15 protein-coding genes are annotated in these 12,298 nt (G+C 72.4%); 7 read left to right on the top strand and 8 right to left on the bottom strand.

Annotated features, from left to right (window positions below; all coding sequences use genetic code 11):
* The first annotated feature begins 73 nt into the window (after positions 1-73).
* Entirely contained in the window at positions 74-925 is an 852-nt protein-coding gene (locus ASD18_RS20170) for a sensor domain-containing protein (protein WP_056096838.1), read from the top strand.
* 22 nt (positions 926-947) lie between these two features.
* Positions 948-2,006 (top strand): biotin/lipoate A/B protein ligase family protein, encoded by a 1,059-nt coding sequence (locus ASD18_RS20165; protein ID WP_056096835.1) that lies wholly within the window; start codon positions 948-950, stop codon positions 2,004-2,006.
* Between the two features lies 1 nt (position 2,007).
* Here ASD18_RS20165 and ASD18_RS20160 read toward each other — a convergent pair whose 3' ends face one another.
* The 4 genes from ASD18_RS20160 to ybaK form a co-directional block, all read right to left on the bottom strand.
* Entirely contained in the window at positions 2,008-2,319 is a 312-nt protein-coding gene (locus tag ASD18_RS20160) for a DUF202 domain-containing protein (RefSeq protein WP_056096832.1), read from the bottom strand.
* Entirely contained in the window at positions 2,316-2,681 is a 366-nt protein-coding gene (locus tag ASD18_RS20155) for a YidH family protein (protein ID WP_056096829.1), read from the bottom strand. The genes ASD18_RS20160 and ASD18_RS20155 overlap by 4 nt, the downstream gene beginning before the upstream one ends.
* Before the next feature lie 202 nt (positions 2,682-2,883).
* The gene (locus tag ASD18_RS20150) at positions 2,884-3,588 is read right to left on the bottom strand and encodes a YggS family pyridoxal phosphate-dependent enzyme (protein ID WP_056096826.1); all 705 of its coding nucleotides are present in this window, start codon (positions 3,586-3,588) and stop codon (positions 2,884-2,886) included.
* Positions 3,585-4,088 (bottom strand): Cys-tRNA(Pro) deacylase, encoded by a 504-nt coding sequence (ybaK, locus tag ASD18_RS20145; protein ID WP_082574351.1) that lies wholly within the window; start codon positions 4,086-4,088, stop codon positions 3,585-3,587. The genes ASD18_RS20150 and ybaK overlap by 4 nt, the downstream gene beginning before the upstream one ends.
* Positions 4,089-4,160: 72 nt before the next feature.
* Between ybaK and ASD18_RS20140 the strand changes: the two genes are divergently transcribed.
* Positions 4,161-4,559 carry a YccF domain-containing protein gene (locus ASD18_RS20140; RefSeq protein WP_056096820.1) on the top strand — a complete coding sequence of 133 codons (399 nt, stop codon included), beginning with the start codon at positions 4,161-4,163 and terminating at the stop codon, positions 4,557-4,559.
* Here ASD18_RS20140 and ASD18_RS20135 read toward each other — a convergent pair whose 3' ends face one another.
* Genes ASD18_RS20135 through ASD18_RS20125 form a run of 3 tightly spaced genes read right to left on the bottom strand, consistent with a single transcriptional unit; the run spans position 4,560 to position 7,826 of the window.
* Entirely contained in the window at positions 4,560-4,820 is a 261-nt protein-coding gene (locus tag ASD18_RS20135; RefSeq protein ID WP_056096817.1) for a hypothetical protein, read from the bottom strand.
* A gap of 28 nt (positions 4,821-4,848) precedes the next feature.
* The gene (locus ASD18_RS20130) at positions 4,849-5,241 is read right to left on the bottom strand and encodes an MmcQ/YjbR family DNA-binding protein (RefSeq protein WP_056096814.1); all 393 of its coding nucleotides are present in this window, start codon (positions 5,239-5,241) and stop codon (positions 4,849-4,851) included.
* Between the two features lie 17 nt (positions 5,242-5,258).
* Complete coding sequence (locus tag ASD18_RS20125) at positions 5,259-7,826, bottom strand: RNA helicase (protein WP_056096811.1); 2,568 nt, start codon at positions 7,824-7,826, stop codon at positions 5,259-5,261.
* A 9-nt stretch (positions 7,827-7,835) separates the two neighbouring features.
* Here ASD18_RS20125 and rnhA point away from each other — a divergent pair, with 9 nt between their 5' ends.
* Positions 7,836-8,324, top strand: a complete 489-nt coding sequence (gene rnhA / locus ASD18_RS20120) for a ribonuclease HI (RefSeq protein WP_056096808.1) — start codon at positions 7,836-7,838, stop codon at positions 8,322-8,324.
* Positions 8,325-8,326: 2 nt separating this feature from the next.
* On the opposite strand, the gene ASD18_RS20115 is transcribed toward rnhA, so the two are convergent.
* Complete coding sequence (locus tag ASD18_RS20115; protein ID WP_056096805.1) at positions 8,327-8,890, bottom strand: hypothetical protein; 564 nt, start codon at positions 8,888-8,890, stop codon at positions 8,327-8,329.
* A gap of 154 nt (positions 8,891-9,044) precedes the next feature.
* Between ASD18_RS20115 and ASD18_RS20110 the strand changes: the two genes are divergently transcribed.
* From ASD18_RS20110 to ASD18_RS20100, 3 genes are all read left to right on the top strand, one after another.
* A complete protein-coding gene (locus ASD18_RS20110) occupies positions 9,045-9,923 on the top strand; it encodes an oxygenase MpaB family protein (protein WP_056096803.1) in 879 nt (292 codons plus the stop codon).
* Positions 9,920-10,654, top strand: coding sequence for a glutamine amidotransferase (locus ASD18_RS20105; RefSeq protein ID WP_056096801.1), 735 nt, complete (start codon positions 9,920-9,922; stop codon positions 10,652-10,654). Before ASD18_RS20110 ends, ASD18_RS20105 begins: the two co-directional genes overlap by 4 nt.
* A gap of 208 nt (positions 10,655-10,862) precedes the next feature.
* On the top strand, positions 10,863-12,281 hold the full coding sequence (locus tag ASD18_RS20100) for an RICIN domain-containing protein (RefSeq protein ID WP_056096797.1): 1,419 nt from the start codon (positions 10,863-10,865) through the stop codon (positions 12,279-12,281).
* The last annotated feature ends 17 nt before the right edge of the window (positions 12,282-12,298 follow it).

Below are 12,298 nucleotides of genomic sequence, written 5' to 3'. Positions count from 1 at the left end.
GTTCGACCGGAGCGGCCTAGCCTCGGGGGACCGGCCGCTGCAGTGCGGCCGCCGACATGCGGAGGGAGCGGTCGTGTCCGGCAGCGTGCCGCCGCTCGACCCGGGACCGACACCGGGCCGATCGCGGATCGGCTGGTGGTGGCTGCTCGTCGCGCTGCTCGCGGTCGGGCTCGTGACGGCGCTCGTGGCCCAGCCGTGGGCCCCGGTGGAGACCGAGCCGTCGGTGACTCCGACCGTCACCAGCCCCACCCCGGAGCCGTCGTCGGCCCCCAGCTCCGCGTCGCCCTCGGTCACCGTCCCGGGCGCCGACGCCGTCTTCGACGCGACGACGGCTCCCGCCCTGTTCGTCACCACCGACGACCTGCTCGCCGAGATCCCCGCGGCCGACCCCGAGGTGCGGCTGCAGATCCCGTCGGGCCAGCTGTCGTGGGGTCTGCCGATCGGGTCGACGATCGATCCGCCGGAGTGCCTCGTCGCGGCCACCGTCGTCGCGATGCCGCCCCCGTGGTACGACACCCTCCTGTGGGGCAACGACGCCCTCTCGTTCCAGCAGGAGGTGGTCCTGCTGGCCGACCCCGCGGCGGCCCGCGAGGCGTTCCGCGCCCTGGTCACCACTGTGGACGCGTGCCCGGAGTACAGCCAGGTGAACCCCGACATCGACGGCGCCACGTGGACCGCCGAGCCGGCGATCGAGGGGCAGGGCGTGTTCCCGTCGATCGTGCAGGAGGTGACGCACTCGGCGGAGGGCTCGGACGTCCCCGGGTACCGCGGTCACCTGCTCGTCGGGAACACGATCGTGACGTGGACGGCGGAGGCACTCACCACCGGCGACCGCGACGCGGCACTGGCCACCCTGGGCGACCCGGCGGACCTGTCTGCGATGGTGCAGGAGCGGGCGCAGGAGGCGGTCCGGGCGCTCGGCTGAGCGGTCGACCTACGCTGGGCCCGTGCATGGTGAGTACAAGGTGCCCGGCGGCAAGCTCGTCGCGGTCGACCTCGACGTGGTGGACGGGCTGCTGAGCGGCGTCAGCGTGAGCGGGGACTTCTTCCTCGAGCCCGACGAGGCGCTCGCCGTGGTGTCGTCGTCGCTGGAGGGGCTGCCGCGGGACTCGCCCGTGAGCCGGTTGACGGACGCGGTGACCACGGCCCTGGCCCACGAGGACGAACCGGTGACGATGGTCGGCTTCGACGCCCACGCGGTCGCCGTGGCGGTCCGGCGCGCGCTCGGGTTCTCCACCGCCTGGGCGGACCACACGTTCGAGCTGATCTACCCCGGTCCGCTGCCCCCCGCCCTGCACGCCGCGCTCGACCAGGTGCTCACCGAGGAGCTCGGCGCCGGCCGCCGCGGGCCCACCCTGCGGTTCTGGGAGTGGGTGGAGCCGGCGGTGATCATCGGCTCGTTCCAGTCGCTGCGCAACGAGGTGGACCTCGAGGCCGCCGAGCGGTACGGGATCACGGTGGTGCGCCGGATCTCCGGCGGCGGCGCGATGTTCATGGAGGCCGGCAACTGCATCACGTTCTCGCTGGTGGTGCCGGCGTCGTTGGTGGACGGGATGACCTTCGAGGACTCCTACGCGTTCCTCAACCAGTGGGTGCTCGGCGCGCTCGCGGACGTCGGGGTGCAGGCGTTCACCAGCGGGCTCAACGACATCGCGTCCCCGGCCGGCAAGCTGGCGGGCTCGGCGCAGAAGCGCATGGTCGGCGGGGCGGTGCTGCACCACGTGACGATGTCCTACGACATCGACGCCGCCAAGATGCTCGAGGTGCTCCGGATCGGCCGCGAGAAGCTGTCGGACAAGGGCACGACGAGCGCGAACAAGCGGGTGGACCCCGTGCGCTCGCAGACGCAGCTGCCGCGCGAAGAAGTGATCTCCGCGTTCGCCGCGTACTTCCGCAGCCGCTACCCGACGGTCGACGGGGCGCTCCGGCCCGAGGAGCTGGAGCGGGCGACCGAGCTCATGCGGACCAAGTTCACCGACCCCTCCTGGACCGCCCGGGTGCCCTGAGTCAGCGCCCCCGGAGCACGACGAAGGCCACCGCGGCGATCCCGATGACCACGACCCCGAGCGCGCTGGCGGCCACCAGCCGTCCGCCCGGCGGGAGTGCGCCGTCGGCGACGTGACGACGGTGCGAGACGGCCGTGAGGGCGAGGGCGACGACCAGGGCCGTGGCCGCCAGGCTCCACGCGGCGGCGCCGAGGTACTCCTGGAGCAGGTGCGCGGCAGCGACGCCGCCACCGGTGAGGCCGATCGCGGTGCGCCGCCAGGCCAGGTGCGTGCGCTCGGCAGCGAGGGTCGGGGCGGCGCCCGGCGTGCTCATGCGACCAGCAGCCCGACGAGCACGAGACCACCCGCGACGCACACGCCGACCACCAGCAGGCCGAACGCGGACGGTGCGGGCAGCGCGGAGCTGGTCCGGACGGCGCGCTCGGCGCGGGCCCAGCCGATCCAGGCGAGCACGGGAGCGAGGACGCCGATCGCGACGAGCACGATCGCGGCGGCGAAGCGGAGGTCGGGCTGCACGGGCAGGTCGAGGGCCTCCAGCGCCACACCGCCCGCCAGCAGGGCCAGCGAGGTGCGGATCCAGGCCAGGAACGTGCGCTCGTTGGCCAGCGAGAACCGCGCGTCGGGGTCGGTGCCGGTGCCGTAGACCCACCGGGGGAACCGTCGCTCGTCGCTCATGCGCCCATCCTCGCGTGCGGGCGTGTATCAGGAGCCCCGGCGCGCGCTCCTGCTGGACGACGAAGGGGAGATCCATGGACACGGACCTGGACCGCCAGCTGCGCCGACTGGGCGTGCTGCACGCGCGCGAGCTGTCGGCCGTCCGCCGCCGGGTGCCGGGCGCGTCTGCCCGCACCGCCGAGGTGGTGCTCCTGCGCGGTGGTCATGTGGCGCGGGCACCGAAGACCGCGCTGCCGACGCGCACCAGGGTGGCTCCCTCGGCGATCGCCAGCTCGAGGTCCCCGCTCATGCCCATCGACAGCTCCGTGGCGGTCTGAGTCCCCGACGCCACGATCTCGTCGCGCAGGTCGCGCAGCAGCGCGTACCCGGAGCGCACCACCGTGGGGTCCTCCGACCGCGCACCGACCGTCATGAGCCCCGCCACGCGCAGGTTCGGCAGGGCAGCGACGGCCCCGGCGAGCGCGACCGCCTCGTCGGGCACGACGCCGTGCTTGGTGTCCTCGCCCGACACGTTGACCTGCACGTAGACGTCCAGCGGGCCCGAGGCGCGCGCGGAGAGCCGCTCTGCCAGGTCCAGCGACTCCAGCGACTCGATGCACGACGCCCAGCGCAGCGCGGCGTTCACCTTGTTGGACTGCAGGGGCCCGATCAGGTGGAGTGCGGTCAGTCCGGCGAGCGACGGGCCCTTGGCGACGAGCTCCTGCACCCGGTTCTCGCCGATCAGCACGGCACTCAGCGTGGGGTCGTCGGCGCGCGCCCGGGCGTCCGCGGCCAGCGCGTCGAGCACGAGCTCGACCGGCTGCGTCTTGGTCGCCAGGAGGAGGCGGACCTCGGCGGGGTCGCGGTCCGCCGCCCGGGCCGCCACGGCGACGCGCTCGCGGACCCGTGCCAGGCGCTCGGCGATCACGCGTCGGACCGGGCGATGTCGGCCACGGTGGCCGACGTGAGCCGGACGAGGTCCTCTGGCGCCAGCTCCACGTCGAGCCCGCGGCGACCGCCGGAGACCAGGACCGTGTCGAACAGCCACGCCGTCTCGTCGATCACGGTCGGGTGCGCGGTGCGCTGCCCCAACGGCGAGATCCCGCCGACGACGTACCCCGTGGCACGCTCCGCGTCGGGCTTCGGCGCCATCGTCGCCTTCTTGCCCCCGACGGCGTGCGCGAGCGCCTTGAGGTCCAGCTGCCCGGTGACGGGGACCACCGCGACCGTGAGCGTGCCGTCCACCACCGTCATCAGCGTCTTGAACACCTGCTCCGGAGGGACGCCCAGGGCGGCGGCCGCCTCCAGCCCGTACCCGAGGGTGCTCGCAGGATCATGCGCGTACGCGTGCGCCGTGTGCGGGACGTCCGCCGCCGTCAGTGCCACGAGAGCCGGCGTACCGGTCGAGGCATGTTCCTTCTTCGCCACGCAGCCACGATAGGGGCGGATCAGGGTCATCCCGGATATCGTCCGCGACCGCGCAGGGTGCAGGCTGGGCGCGTGAAGACCCTGCTCAACATCATCTGGCTCGTGCTCGCGGGCTTCTGGCTGGCGCTGGGCTACGTGCTCGCCGGGATCATCTGCTGCATCCTCATCGTCACGATCCCCTTCGGCATCGCGTCGTTCCGGATGGCCAGCTACGCGCTGTGGCCGTTCGGGCGCACCGTCGTCGACAAGCCGACCGCCGGCGCGTGGTCCGTGATCGGGAACGTCATCTGGGTGATCGTCGCCGGCTGGTGGCTGGCGCTCATGCACATCGTCACGGGCATCGCCGAGGCGATCACGATCGTGGGCATCCCGCTGGCGCTGGCCAACTGGAAGATGGTGCCGATCTCGCTGTTCCCGCTGGGCAAGCAGATCGTCCCGGCCGACCGGATCATGGCGGCCTACGGCCAGTGACTACTGGCCGGTGATGAGCACGATCAGCAGGTAGACCAGGGTGCCGGCCGCGACGCCCGTGCTCGCCGCGAACCAGAGCGCGGGGTTCTTGCCGCGTGCCTGCAGCACCATCGCGGTGACCACGAGCACCACCGCCGCGACGATCGTGAGGATCCCGAGCACCCAGATGGCGGACACCAGCGCGGCGACCAGGCAGATGAGGAACACGAACCGCGGCGACCTCGTGGTGCGTGCCGGGGGCTCGGTGGGCTGGGTGCTCATGCGCGAACGGTAACCCGGGGCGGCGGTCTCAGTCGGGACCGTCCGGATGGCTCTCCAGCCACGCCTTGGCCACGCGCTTGGGCGCCTGCGTCAGCCACGCCTCGACGACGAGGTCCTGCAGCTCGTCGGTGTCCATGACGTCGAGCCGTGCGAGCACCGCCGGGTAGCCGTCGAAGTGCGGGGTCACGAAGTAGACGTCGGGGGCGCGGACCAGCAGCTCCTCCTTGGCCTCCAGGTCGGGGACGCGGGCGCCGAGGATCGGTCCTGCGGGTGCCGACGGGCCGAGCGCCTCGTGGTCGACGGCGCGCAGCGGCCGGTCCCAGACGAGCGGCTTCGTCCCGACGCGCCAGCTGCGCCCCGGGCCCTCGGAGGTCTCGGGCAGCGCTGCCACGGCGTCCCGCACGTCGTCCCACGTGGCCATGACGGACACGCTAGGCCTCAGGCGCTGAGGTCGCCCAGAGGTCCGACGGCGACGATCCGCAGCTGCACCTCGCTGGTCTCGTCGGAGCCGGCCAGGTCCACGACCGCGTCGATGCGCCAGTCGTGGTCGCCCTCCGGGTCGTCGAGCAGCTGGCGCACCTGCCAGGTGCCCCGGCCGGGGGTGACCTGGAACAGCCCCGGGCCGCGGGCGGGCGCACCGGTGAGGATCTCGTCGTGGTCGTCGTAGTACGGGTCCAGCGCGGTCCGCCAGCGGTCGGCGTCCCACGGCACGTCGTCCGGGTCGACGTCGCCCAGCTGCGCGAGCCCGCCGTAGAACTCCCGCGCGGCCAGCTCGACGCGGCGGAACAGTGCGCCGCGGACCAGCGCCCGGAACACCCGGGGGTTGGCCGTGATCGGCTCGGGCACGTCCTCGTCGATGCCGCCGGGGGCGTCGGCGCCGCGCTCGTCGAGCGGGTTGCTCAGGCGCTCCCACTCGTCGAGGAGGCTGGAGTCCGTGCGCCGGACGAGATCACCGAGCCACTCGATGATCTCCCACAGCTCCTCGGTGCGGGCCTCCTCGGGCACCGTCTGGCGCAGCGCGCGGTAGGCGTCGGCGAGGTAGCGCAGCAGCACGCCCTCGGTGCGGTCCAGCTGGTAGTAGGCGACGTACTCGGCGAAGCCCATCGCGCGCTCGTGCATGTCGCGCACCACGGACTTGGGGGACAGGGCGAGGTCGGCGACCCAGGGGTTGGTCTGCCGGTACGTGACGAACATGGCCTCGAGCAGCTCGGCGAGCGGCCTGGGGTAGCCGATGTCCTCGAGCAGGGCCATGCGCTGGTCGTACTCGAGGCCGTCGGCCTTCATCTGCGCGACGGCCTCGCCGCGGGCGCGGTTCTCCTGCGCGGAGAGCACCTGGCGCGGGTCGTCGAGGGTGGCCTCGATGACGGAGACCACGTCGTGCGCGTACGCCGGGTCGTCGCGGTCCAGCAGGTCCAGGGCCGCGTAGGCGAAGGGGGACAGCGCCTGGTTGAGCGCGAAGTTCGGGGCCAGCTCCGCGGTCAGCTGGACCGCGCGACGACGACCGTGCGGAGCGGCCGGGTCCTCCACCCAGGGGCGTTCGATCACGCCGGCGGTGCGCAGCGAGCGGTACACCGCGATCGCCTGGCGGACGTGCCGGCCTCGGGCGCCCTCGGGCTCGTGGTTGTCGGTGAGGAGCTTGGTCATGGCCGCGACCGGGTCGCCCTCGCGGGCGAGCACGTGCAGCACCATGGCATGCGACACCGCGAAGCTGCTGGTCAGCGGCTCGGGCGGTGCGTCGCGGAGGCGTTCGAACGTGCTGTCCGTCCAGTTGACCTGCCCCTCGGGGGCCTTCTTGCGGACGATCTTCCTGAGCTTGCGGGGGTCGTCGCCTGCCTTCTCCAGCAGCTTGCGGTTCTCGATCACGTGCTCCGGCGCCAGGATGATCACCTCGCCCACGGTGTCGAAGCCGGCCCGCCCTGCCCGCCCGGAGATCTGGTGGAACTCGCGCGCGGACAGGTGCCGCATGCGGACGCCGTCGTACTTGACCAGGCTGGTCAGCAGGACCGTGCGGATGGGGACGTTGATGCCCACGCCGAGCGTGTCCGTGCCGCAGACCACCGGCAGCAGGCCGCGCTGCGTGAGGCGCTCGACCACCCGGCGGTACTTGGGCAGCATCCCCGCGTGGTGCACGCCGACCCCGTGCCGCAGCAGCCGGTTGAGGGTGCGGCCGAACCCCGGGCCGAAGCGGAACCCCGCGATCTCGTCGGCGATCCGGTCCCGCTGCTCCCGGCTGGCCAGGGGCGTCGACATGAGCGACTGCGCCCGCTCGACGGCCTCCTTCTGCGTGAAGTGGACGACGTAGACGGGTGCGCGACGGGTCTTCACCAGCTCGTCGAGCAGCTCGTGCAGCGGCTCGATCGCGTAGCTGAACGTCAGCGGCACGGGACGCTCCGCGTTGGCGATGACGGCGACCGGCTGGTGCGTGCGGCGCGTGATGTCCTCGGCGAAGAAGCCGACGTCGCCCAGCGTCGCGGACATGAGCACGAACTGGACCTTGGTGAGCTCCAGCAGCGGAACCTGCCAGGCCCAGCCGCGCTGCGGGTCGGCGTAGAAGTGGAACTCGTCCATGACCACCTGGCCGACGTCGGCGCCGTCGCCGTCGCGCAGCGCCACGTTGGCCAGGATCTCCGCGGTGCAGCAGATGATCGGTGCACCCGGGTTCACCGCCGAGTCGCCGGTCATCATGCCGACGTTGGCCGAGCCGAACGCCTCGACGAGCGCGAAGAACTTCTCGCTGACCAGCGCCTTGAGCGGGGCGGTGTAGTACGTCCGGCGACCCTGGGCCAGGGCGACGAAGTGCGCGGCGACCGCGACGAGCGACTTCCCCGAACCCGTCGGCGTCGACAGGATCACGTGCGCCCCGGTGACCAGCTCCAGCAGCGCCTCGTCCTGGTGCGGGTAGAGCTCGAGCCCCTGGTCGGTGGCCCAGCCGGTGAAGGCCTCGTACAGCGCGTCGGGATCGGTGGGGTCGGCGGGGATGCGGTCGGCCAGGGTGGGGGTGCTCATCGTGCGTCGATGGTCCCATGCGCCCGGCCGTCTAGGGTGTGGGCCGTGAGCGAGCGGCCGACGGTGGAGATGTGGACCGACGGGGCCTGCAAGGGCAACCCGGGCGTCGGTGGGTGGGGCGCCTGGATGCGCTACGGCGACCACGAGCGCGAGCTGTTCGGCGGCGAGCCGGTGACCACGAACAACCGCATGGAGCTCACCGCGGTGATCGAGGGGCTGCGGGCGCTGACCAAGCCGTGCGACGTGGTCCTGCACGTCGACTCGATGTACGTGATGAACGGCGTGACCAAGTGGATCGCCGGCTGGAAGCGCAACGGCTGGCGCACGGGGGACAAGAAGCCCGTGAAGAACCAGGAGCTGTGGCAGGCGCTGGACGCCGAGACCGCCCGGCACACGATCAGCTGGGTGTGGGTCAAGGGGCACGCGGGGGACCCGGGCAACGAGCGCGCCGACCAGCTGGCCAACCGGGGCGTGGATCAGGTGCGGGCGAGGGCCTGAGCTCAGCTCCAGCGCCAGGACGCGATCATGGCCTCGACGGTCGGGCGCCACGTGTCGTCGTCGGGGCGGTGCATCCACTCGACGAGGTAGAGGTACCCGTCGTGCTCGACGGCCCACTGGGTGATCGTCATCCCGCTCGTCATCGCCAGGTCCTTGCGCACCGCAGCGCCCAGGGCGCTGTGCTCGATCACGAGGTCACCGCCGACCTGCGCCTCCTCGGGACGGCGCCGCTGCACCTCGGTGTACGCCTCGAGCGAGGGGAAGTCCGCGGACAGCGGCGTCCAGAACACGCCGAGCGACGACAGCACCGGCAGGTCGGCGAGCTGGAGGGTGAGGATGTTCGCGGACATCACCGTGCCGGACGTGGGGGAGTCGAGCGAGAAGGCGGCCCCGTCGTCGCCGCCGGCCACGACGTGGACCGGGAGGTCGATGCCCGTCGGCGGGGCCAGGGTCTCCACCGCGAGGGGCGGCAGGGGCGCGGGCGGGCGGTTCGCCCAGGCCGTGGCGCCGGCGCCGACCAGCACGAGCGCACCGACGAGGGCGACGACCTGGTGGCGGCGGTTCACGCGCCCATCGTGGCGACCGACCGGACCCTCGGGAGGGAGGTCCGGCTGGCACTCACCCGGACGGCCCATCCGCCTGTCGTGACGGGGGGACGGGCGCGTCGCCGGTGAGCCGCCTAGCATCATCGTGCAGGGGATCCGCCGACCGGAAGGGCCCATGGTGCGCAGCCTCGCCGACGTGCGGGACCGGGCGGGCACAGCGTTGTTCCTGCGCGTGGCGGGGCCCGACGGACTGGCCAGCCGCGAGCGGATCCACGGCACGCCGGGACCGCGGTGGTTCGAGCCCGGCGCCGCGATCCGCACGGTGCACGGCGACGCCTCGATGTTCGTCGGCGGCATGCGCGCGCTGCTCCTGCAGTCGCTGCACCCGGCCGCCATGGCCGCCGTCGCCGCGCACTCCGGCTACCGGGGTGACCCGTGGGGCCGCCTCGCGCGGACCAGCACGTTTCTGGCCGTCACGACGTTCGGCACGATCGACGACGCCACGGCGGCGATCGACCGCGTCCGCTGGGTGCACGAGCGGATCCGCGGGGTCACGCCCGAGGGGCTCGCGTACTTCGCGGGTGACCCGACGCTGCTGCGGTGGGTGCACGTGGCCGAGGTCGACAGCTTCCTGCGGGCGCACAGGGTCTACGGGCAGCGACCGCTCGACGCGGCCGGCGCCGACGAGTACGTGCTGCAGGCGTCACGCGTGGCCGTCGCGCTCGGCGCCGAGCGGGTGCCGGAGTCCGTGGCCGAGCTGGCCAAGGCGCTCGACGAGTTCCGGCCCGCGCTGGGCCCGTCCGCCGCGGCACGCGACGCGGCCGACTTCCTCCTGCACGAGCCGCCGGTGCCGCGCTCGCTCCGGCCCGGGTACACGCTGCTGGCCCGGGCCGCGGTCGCGTCGATGCCGGCGTGGACGTTCGACCTGCTCGGGCTGGACCGCCCGGGCCCGGTGGGGCTGGCCGCGGCCCGGACCGCGGGAGCGGTGGCGACGCGGTCGATCCGGTGGATGCTCGGGCCCGACGACGCCAGCCGGGTGGCGGGGGTGGGATGACCCGGTTCCTGCTGCTCAGCTCCCGTGCCGAGGACGTGGCGTCCGTCGGGGAGCGCGCGGCGTTCCTGCGGTTCGGCGGCCTGCGGGCCGACGAGCTCGAGCAGGTCCGGATGGAGGCGGCACCGTTCCTGCCGATCGACCTGGACCGGTATGACGGCGTGTTCGTCGGGGGCAGCCCGTACGACGCGAGCAAGCCCGAGGCGCAGAAGTCGGCGGCGCAGCGTCGCGTCGAGGCGGAGATGTCGTCGCTCCTCGACGAGATCGTGGACCGTGACCTCCCGTTCCTCGGCGCCTGCTACGGCGTCGGCACGCTGGGGGTGCACCAGGGGGCGATCATCGACGGCACGTACGCCGAGCCCATCGGTGCGGTGACGGTCACCCTCAGCGACGCGGGCCGCGCGGACCCGCTGCTCACCGAGCTGCCCGAGTCGTTCGAGGCGTTCGTCGGGCACAAGGAGGCGTGCCGGGTGCTGCCGACCGACGCCGTCCTGCTCGCGTCGTCGCCCACGTGCCCGGTGCAGATGTTCCGGGTGCGGCAGAACCTGTACGCCACGCAGTTCCACCCCGAGCTCGACCTGGACGGCATCACCACCCGGATCGGCGTCTACCGCGACTACGGGTACTACCGCCCGGGGGAGTACGACGAGGTGATCGCCCGGGTGCGCAGCGCGGACGTCTGGGCGCCTCCGCGCATCCTGCAGGCGTTCGTCGAGCGGTACCGGACGGACTGAGCGGCCCGCTCTGAACGAATGAGAAACGGCACGGTGAATCGGTTCGGGAAACCGGTTCCCCTGTTCAGGCGCCGCTGCCCTGCCTAGCCTGGCCGACGAGCGGAAAGCGCTTCACCACAGGGGTGCGGATCGGCCGGTCCGCCCCCGTCCTCGACGCCCTCCCGGACGTCGTCGGCTCATCTCCACTCGAGCATCCCCAGGGGGATCGATGAGGATCCAGAAGAAGACCAGACGGTTCGTCGCCGCGGTAGCAGCAGGCATCACCCTCGCACTGGCCGGAGTCACGCTCGCCGCGCTGCCCGCCCAGGCCGCCACGGTCGACACCAGCGCCTGGTACGTGCTGGTCAACCGCCAGAGCGCCAAGGCGCTCGAGGTGCGCGACTTCTCCACCGCCGACGGCGGCATGATCCAGCAGTGGACCCGCAACGACGGGAACTGGCAGCAGTTCAAGTTCGTCGACTCGGGCTCCGGCTGGTACCGGCTGCAGAACCGGCACTCGGGCAAGGTGCTCGACGTGTGGGGCTGGAGCACCGCGGACGGCGGTGAGATCCGGCAGTACACCGACGCCAACGCGGCCAACCAGAGGTTCAAGCTGGTCGACTCCGAGGGCGGCCGTGTGCGGCTGGTGAACCAGAACAGCGGCAAGGCGGTCACGGTCACCGACCGGTCCACGGCCGACGGCGCCACGATCACGCAGCTCACCGAGAAGAACCAGTACAACCAGCAGTGGGAGCTGGTGAAGGTCGGCAGCGGCACGACGCCGACCACGCCGCCCACCACCCCGCCGGCCACCGGCCTCGTGGGCTGGGCGTCGCAGAACGGCGGCACGACCGGCGGCGGATCCGGGGCCACCACCACGGTGACCAGCTCGTCGGCCCTGTCCAGCGCCCTGTCCGGATCGGCACCCGTCGTCCGCGTGCAGGGCACCATCTCCTGCTCGGGCATGCTCACCGTGGCCTCCAACAAGACGGTGCTCGGCGCCAGCGGTGCCAAGATCGTCGGCTGCGGCCTGAACATCAAGAACGCGAAGAACGTCATCGTGCGGAACCTGACGTTCGACGACTGGGACGACGACGCCATCAACATCGAGACGTCGACCAACATCTGGATCGACCGCAACACGTTCCTCACGGGCTACGACGGCTCGGTGGACACGAAGCGCGGCTCGGACTACGTGACGATCTCGTGGAACCACTTCGACGGCCAGGACAAGAACTCCCTGGTCGGACACTCGGACGACAACGGGTCGCAGGACCGCGGCAAGCTGCGGGTGACCTACCACCACAACTGGTTCGACGGCACCAACCAGCGCAACCCGCGGGTGCGGTTCGGCAACCCGGTGCACGTGTTCAACAACCTCTACTCGAGCGTCGGCTCCTACGGCGTGGCGTCCACCATGGAGGGTGGCGTGCTGGTCGAGGGCAACTACTTCGAGAACACCGACGACACCTACCACCTCGGTGAGGGCTCGTCGCCCGCGGGCACGCTCGTCGCCCGCAACAACCACTTCGTCAACTCCTCGGCCGGTCAGACCGGGGGATCGGTGAAGGCCGTGACCTACTCGTACACGCTCGACACCGCCTCGTCGGTGAAGTCGATCGTGAGCGCGGGGGCCGGCGCCCGCTGACCGTCGGTGGCCCGCGG

This window comes from Cellulomonas sp. Root137 (assembly GCF_001426725.1).
Lineage (GTDB): Bacteria > Actinomycetota > Actinomycetes > Actinomycetales > Cellulomonadaceae > Cellulomonas.
This window is presented reverse-complemented; position numbering and strand designations above follow the sequence as displayed.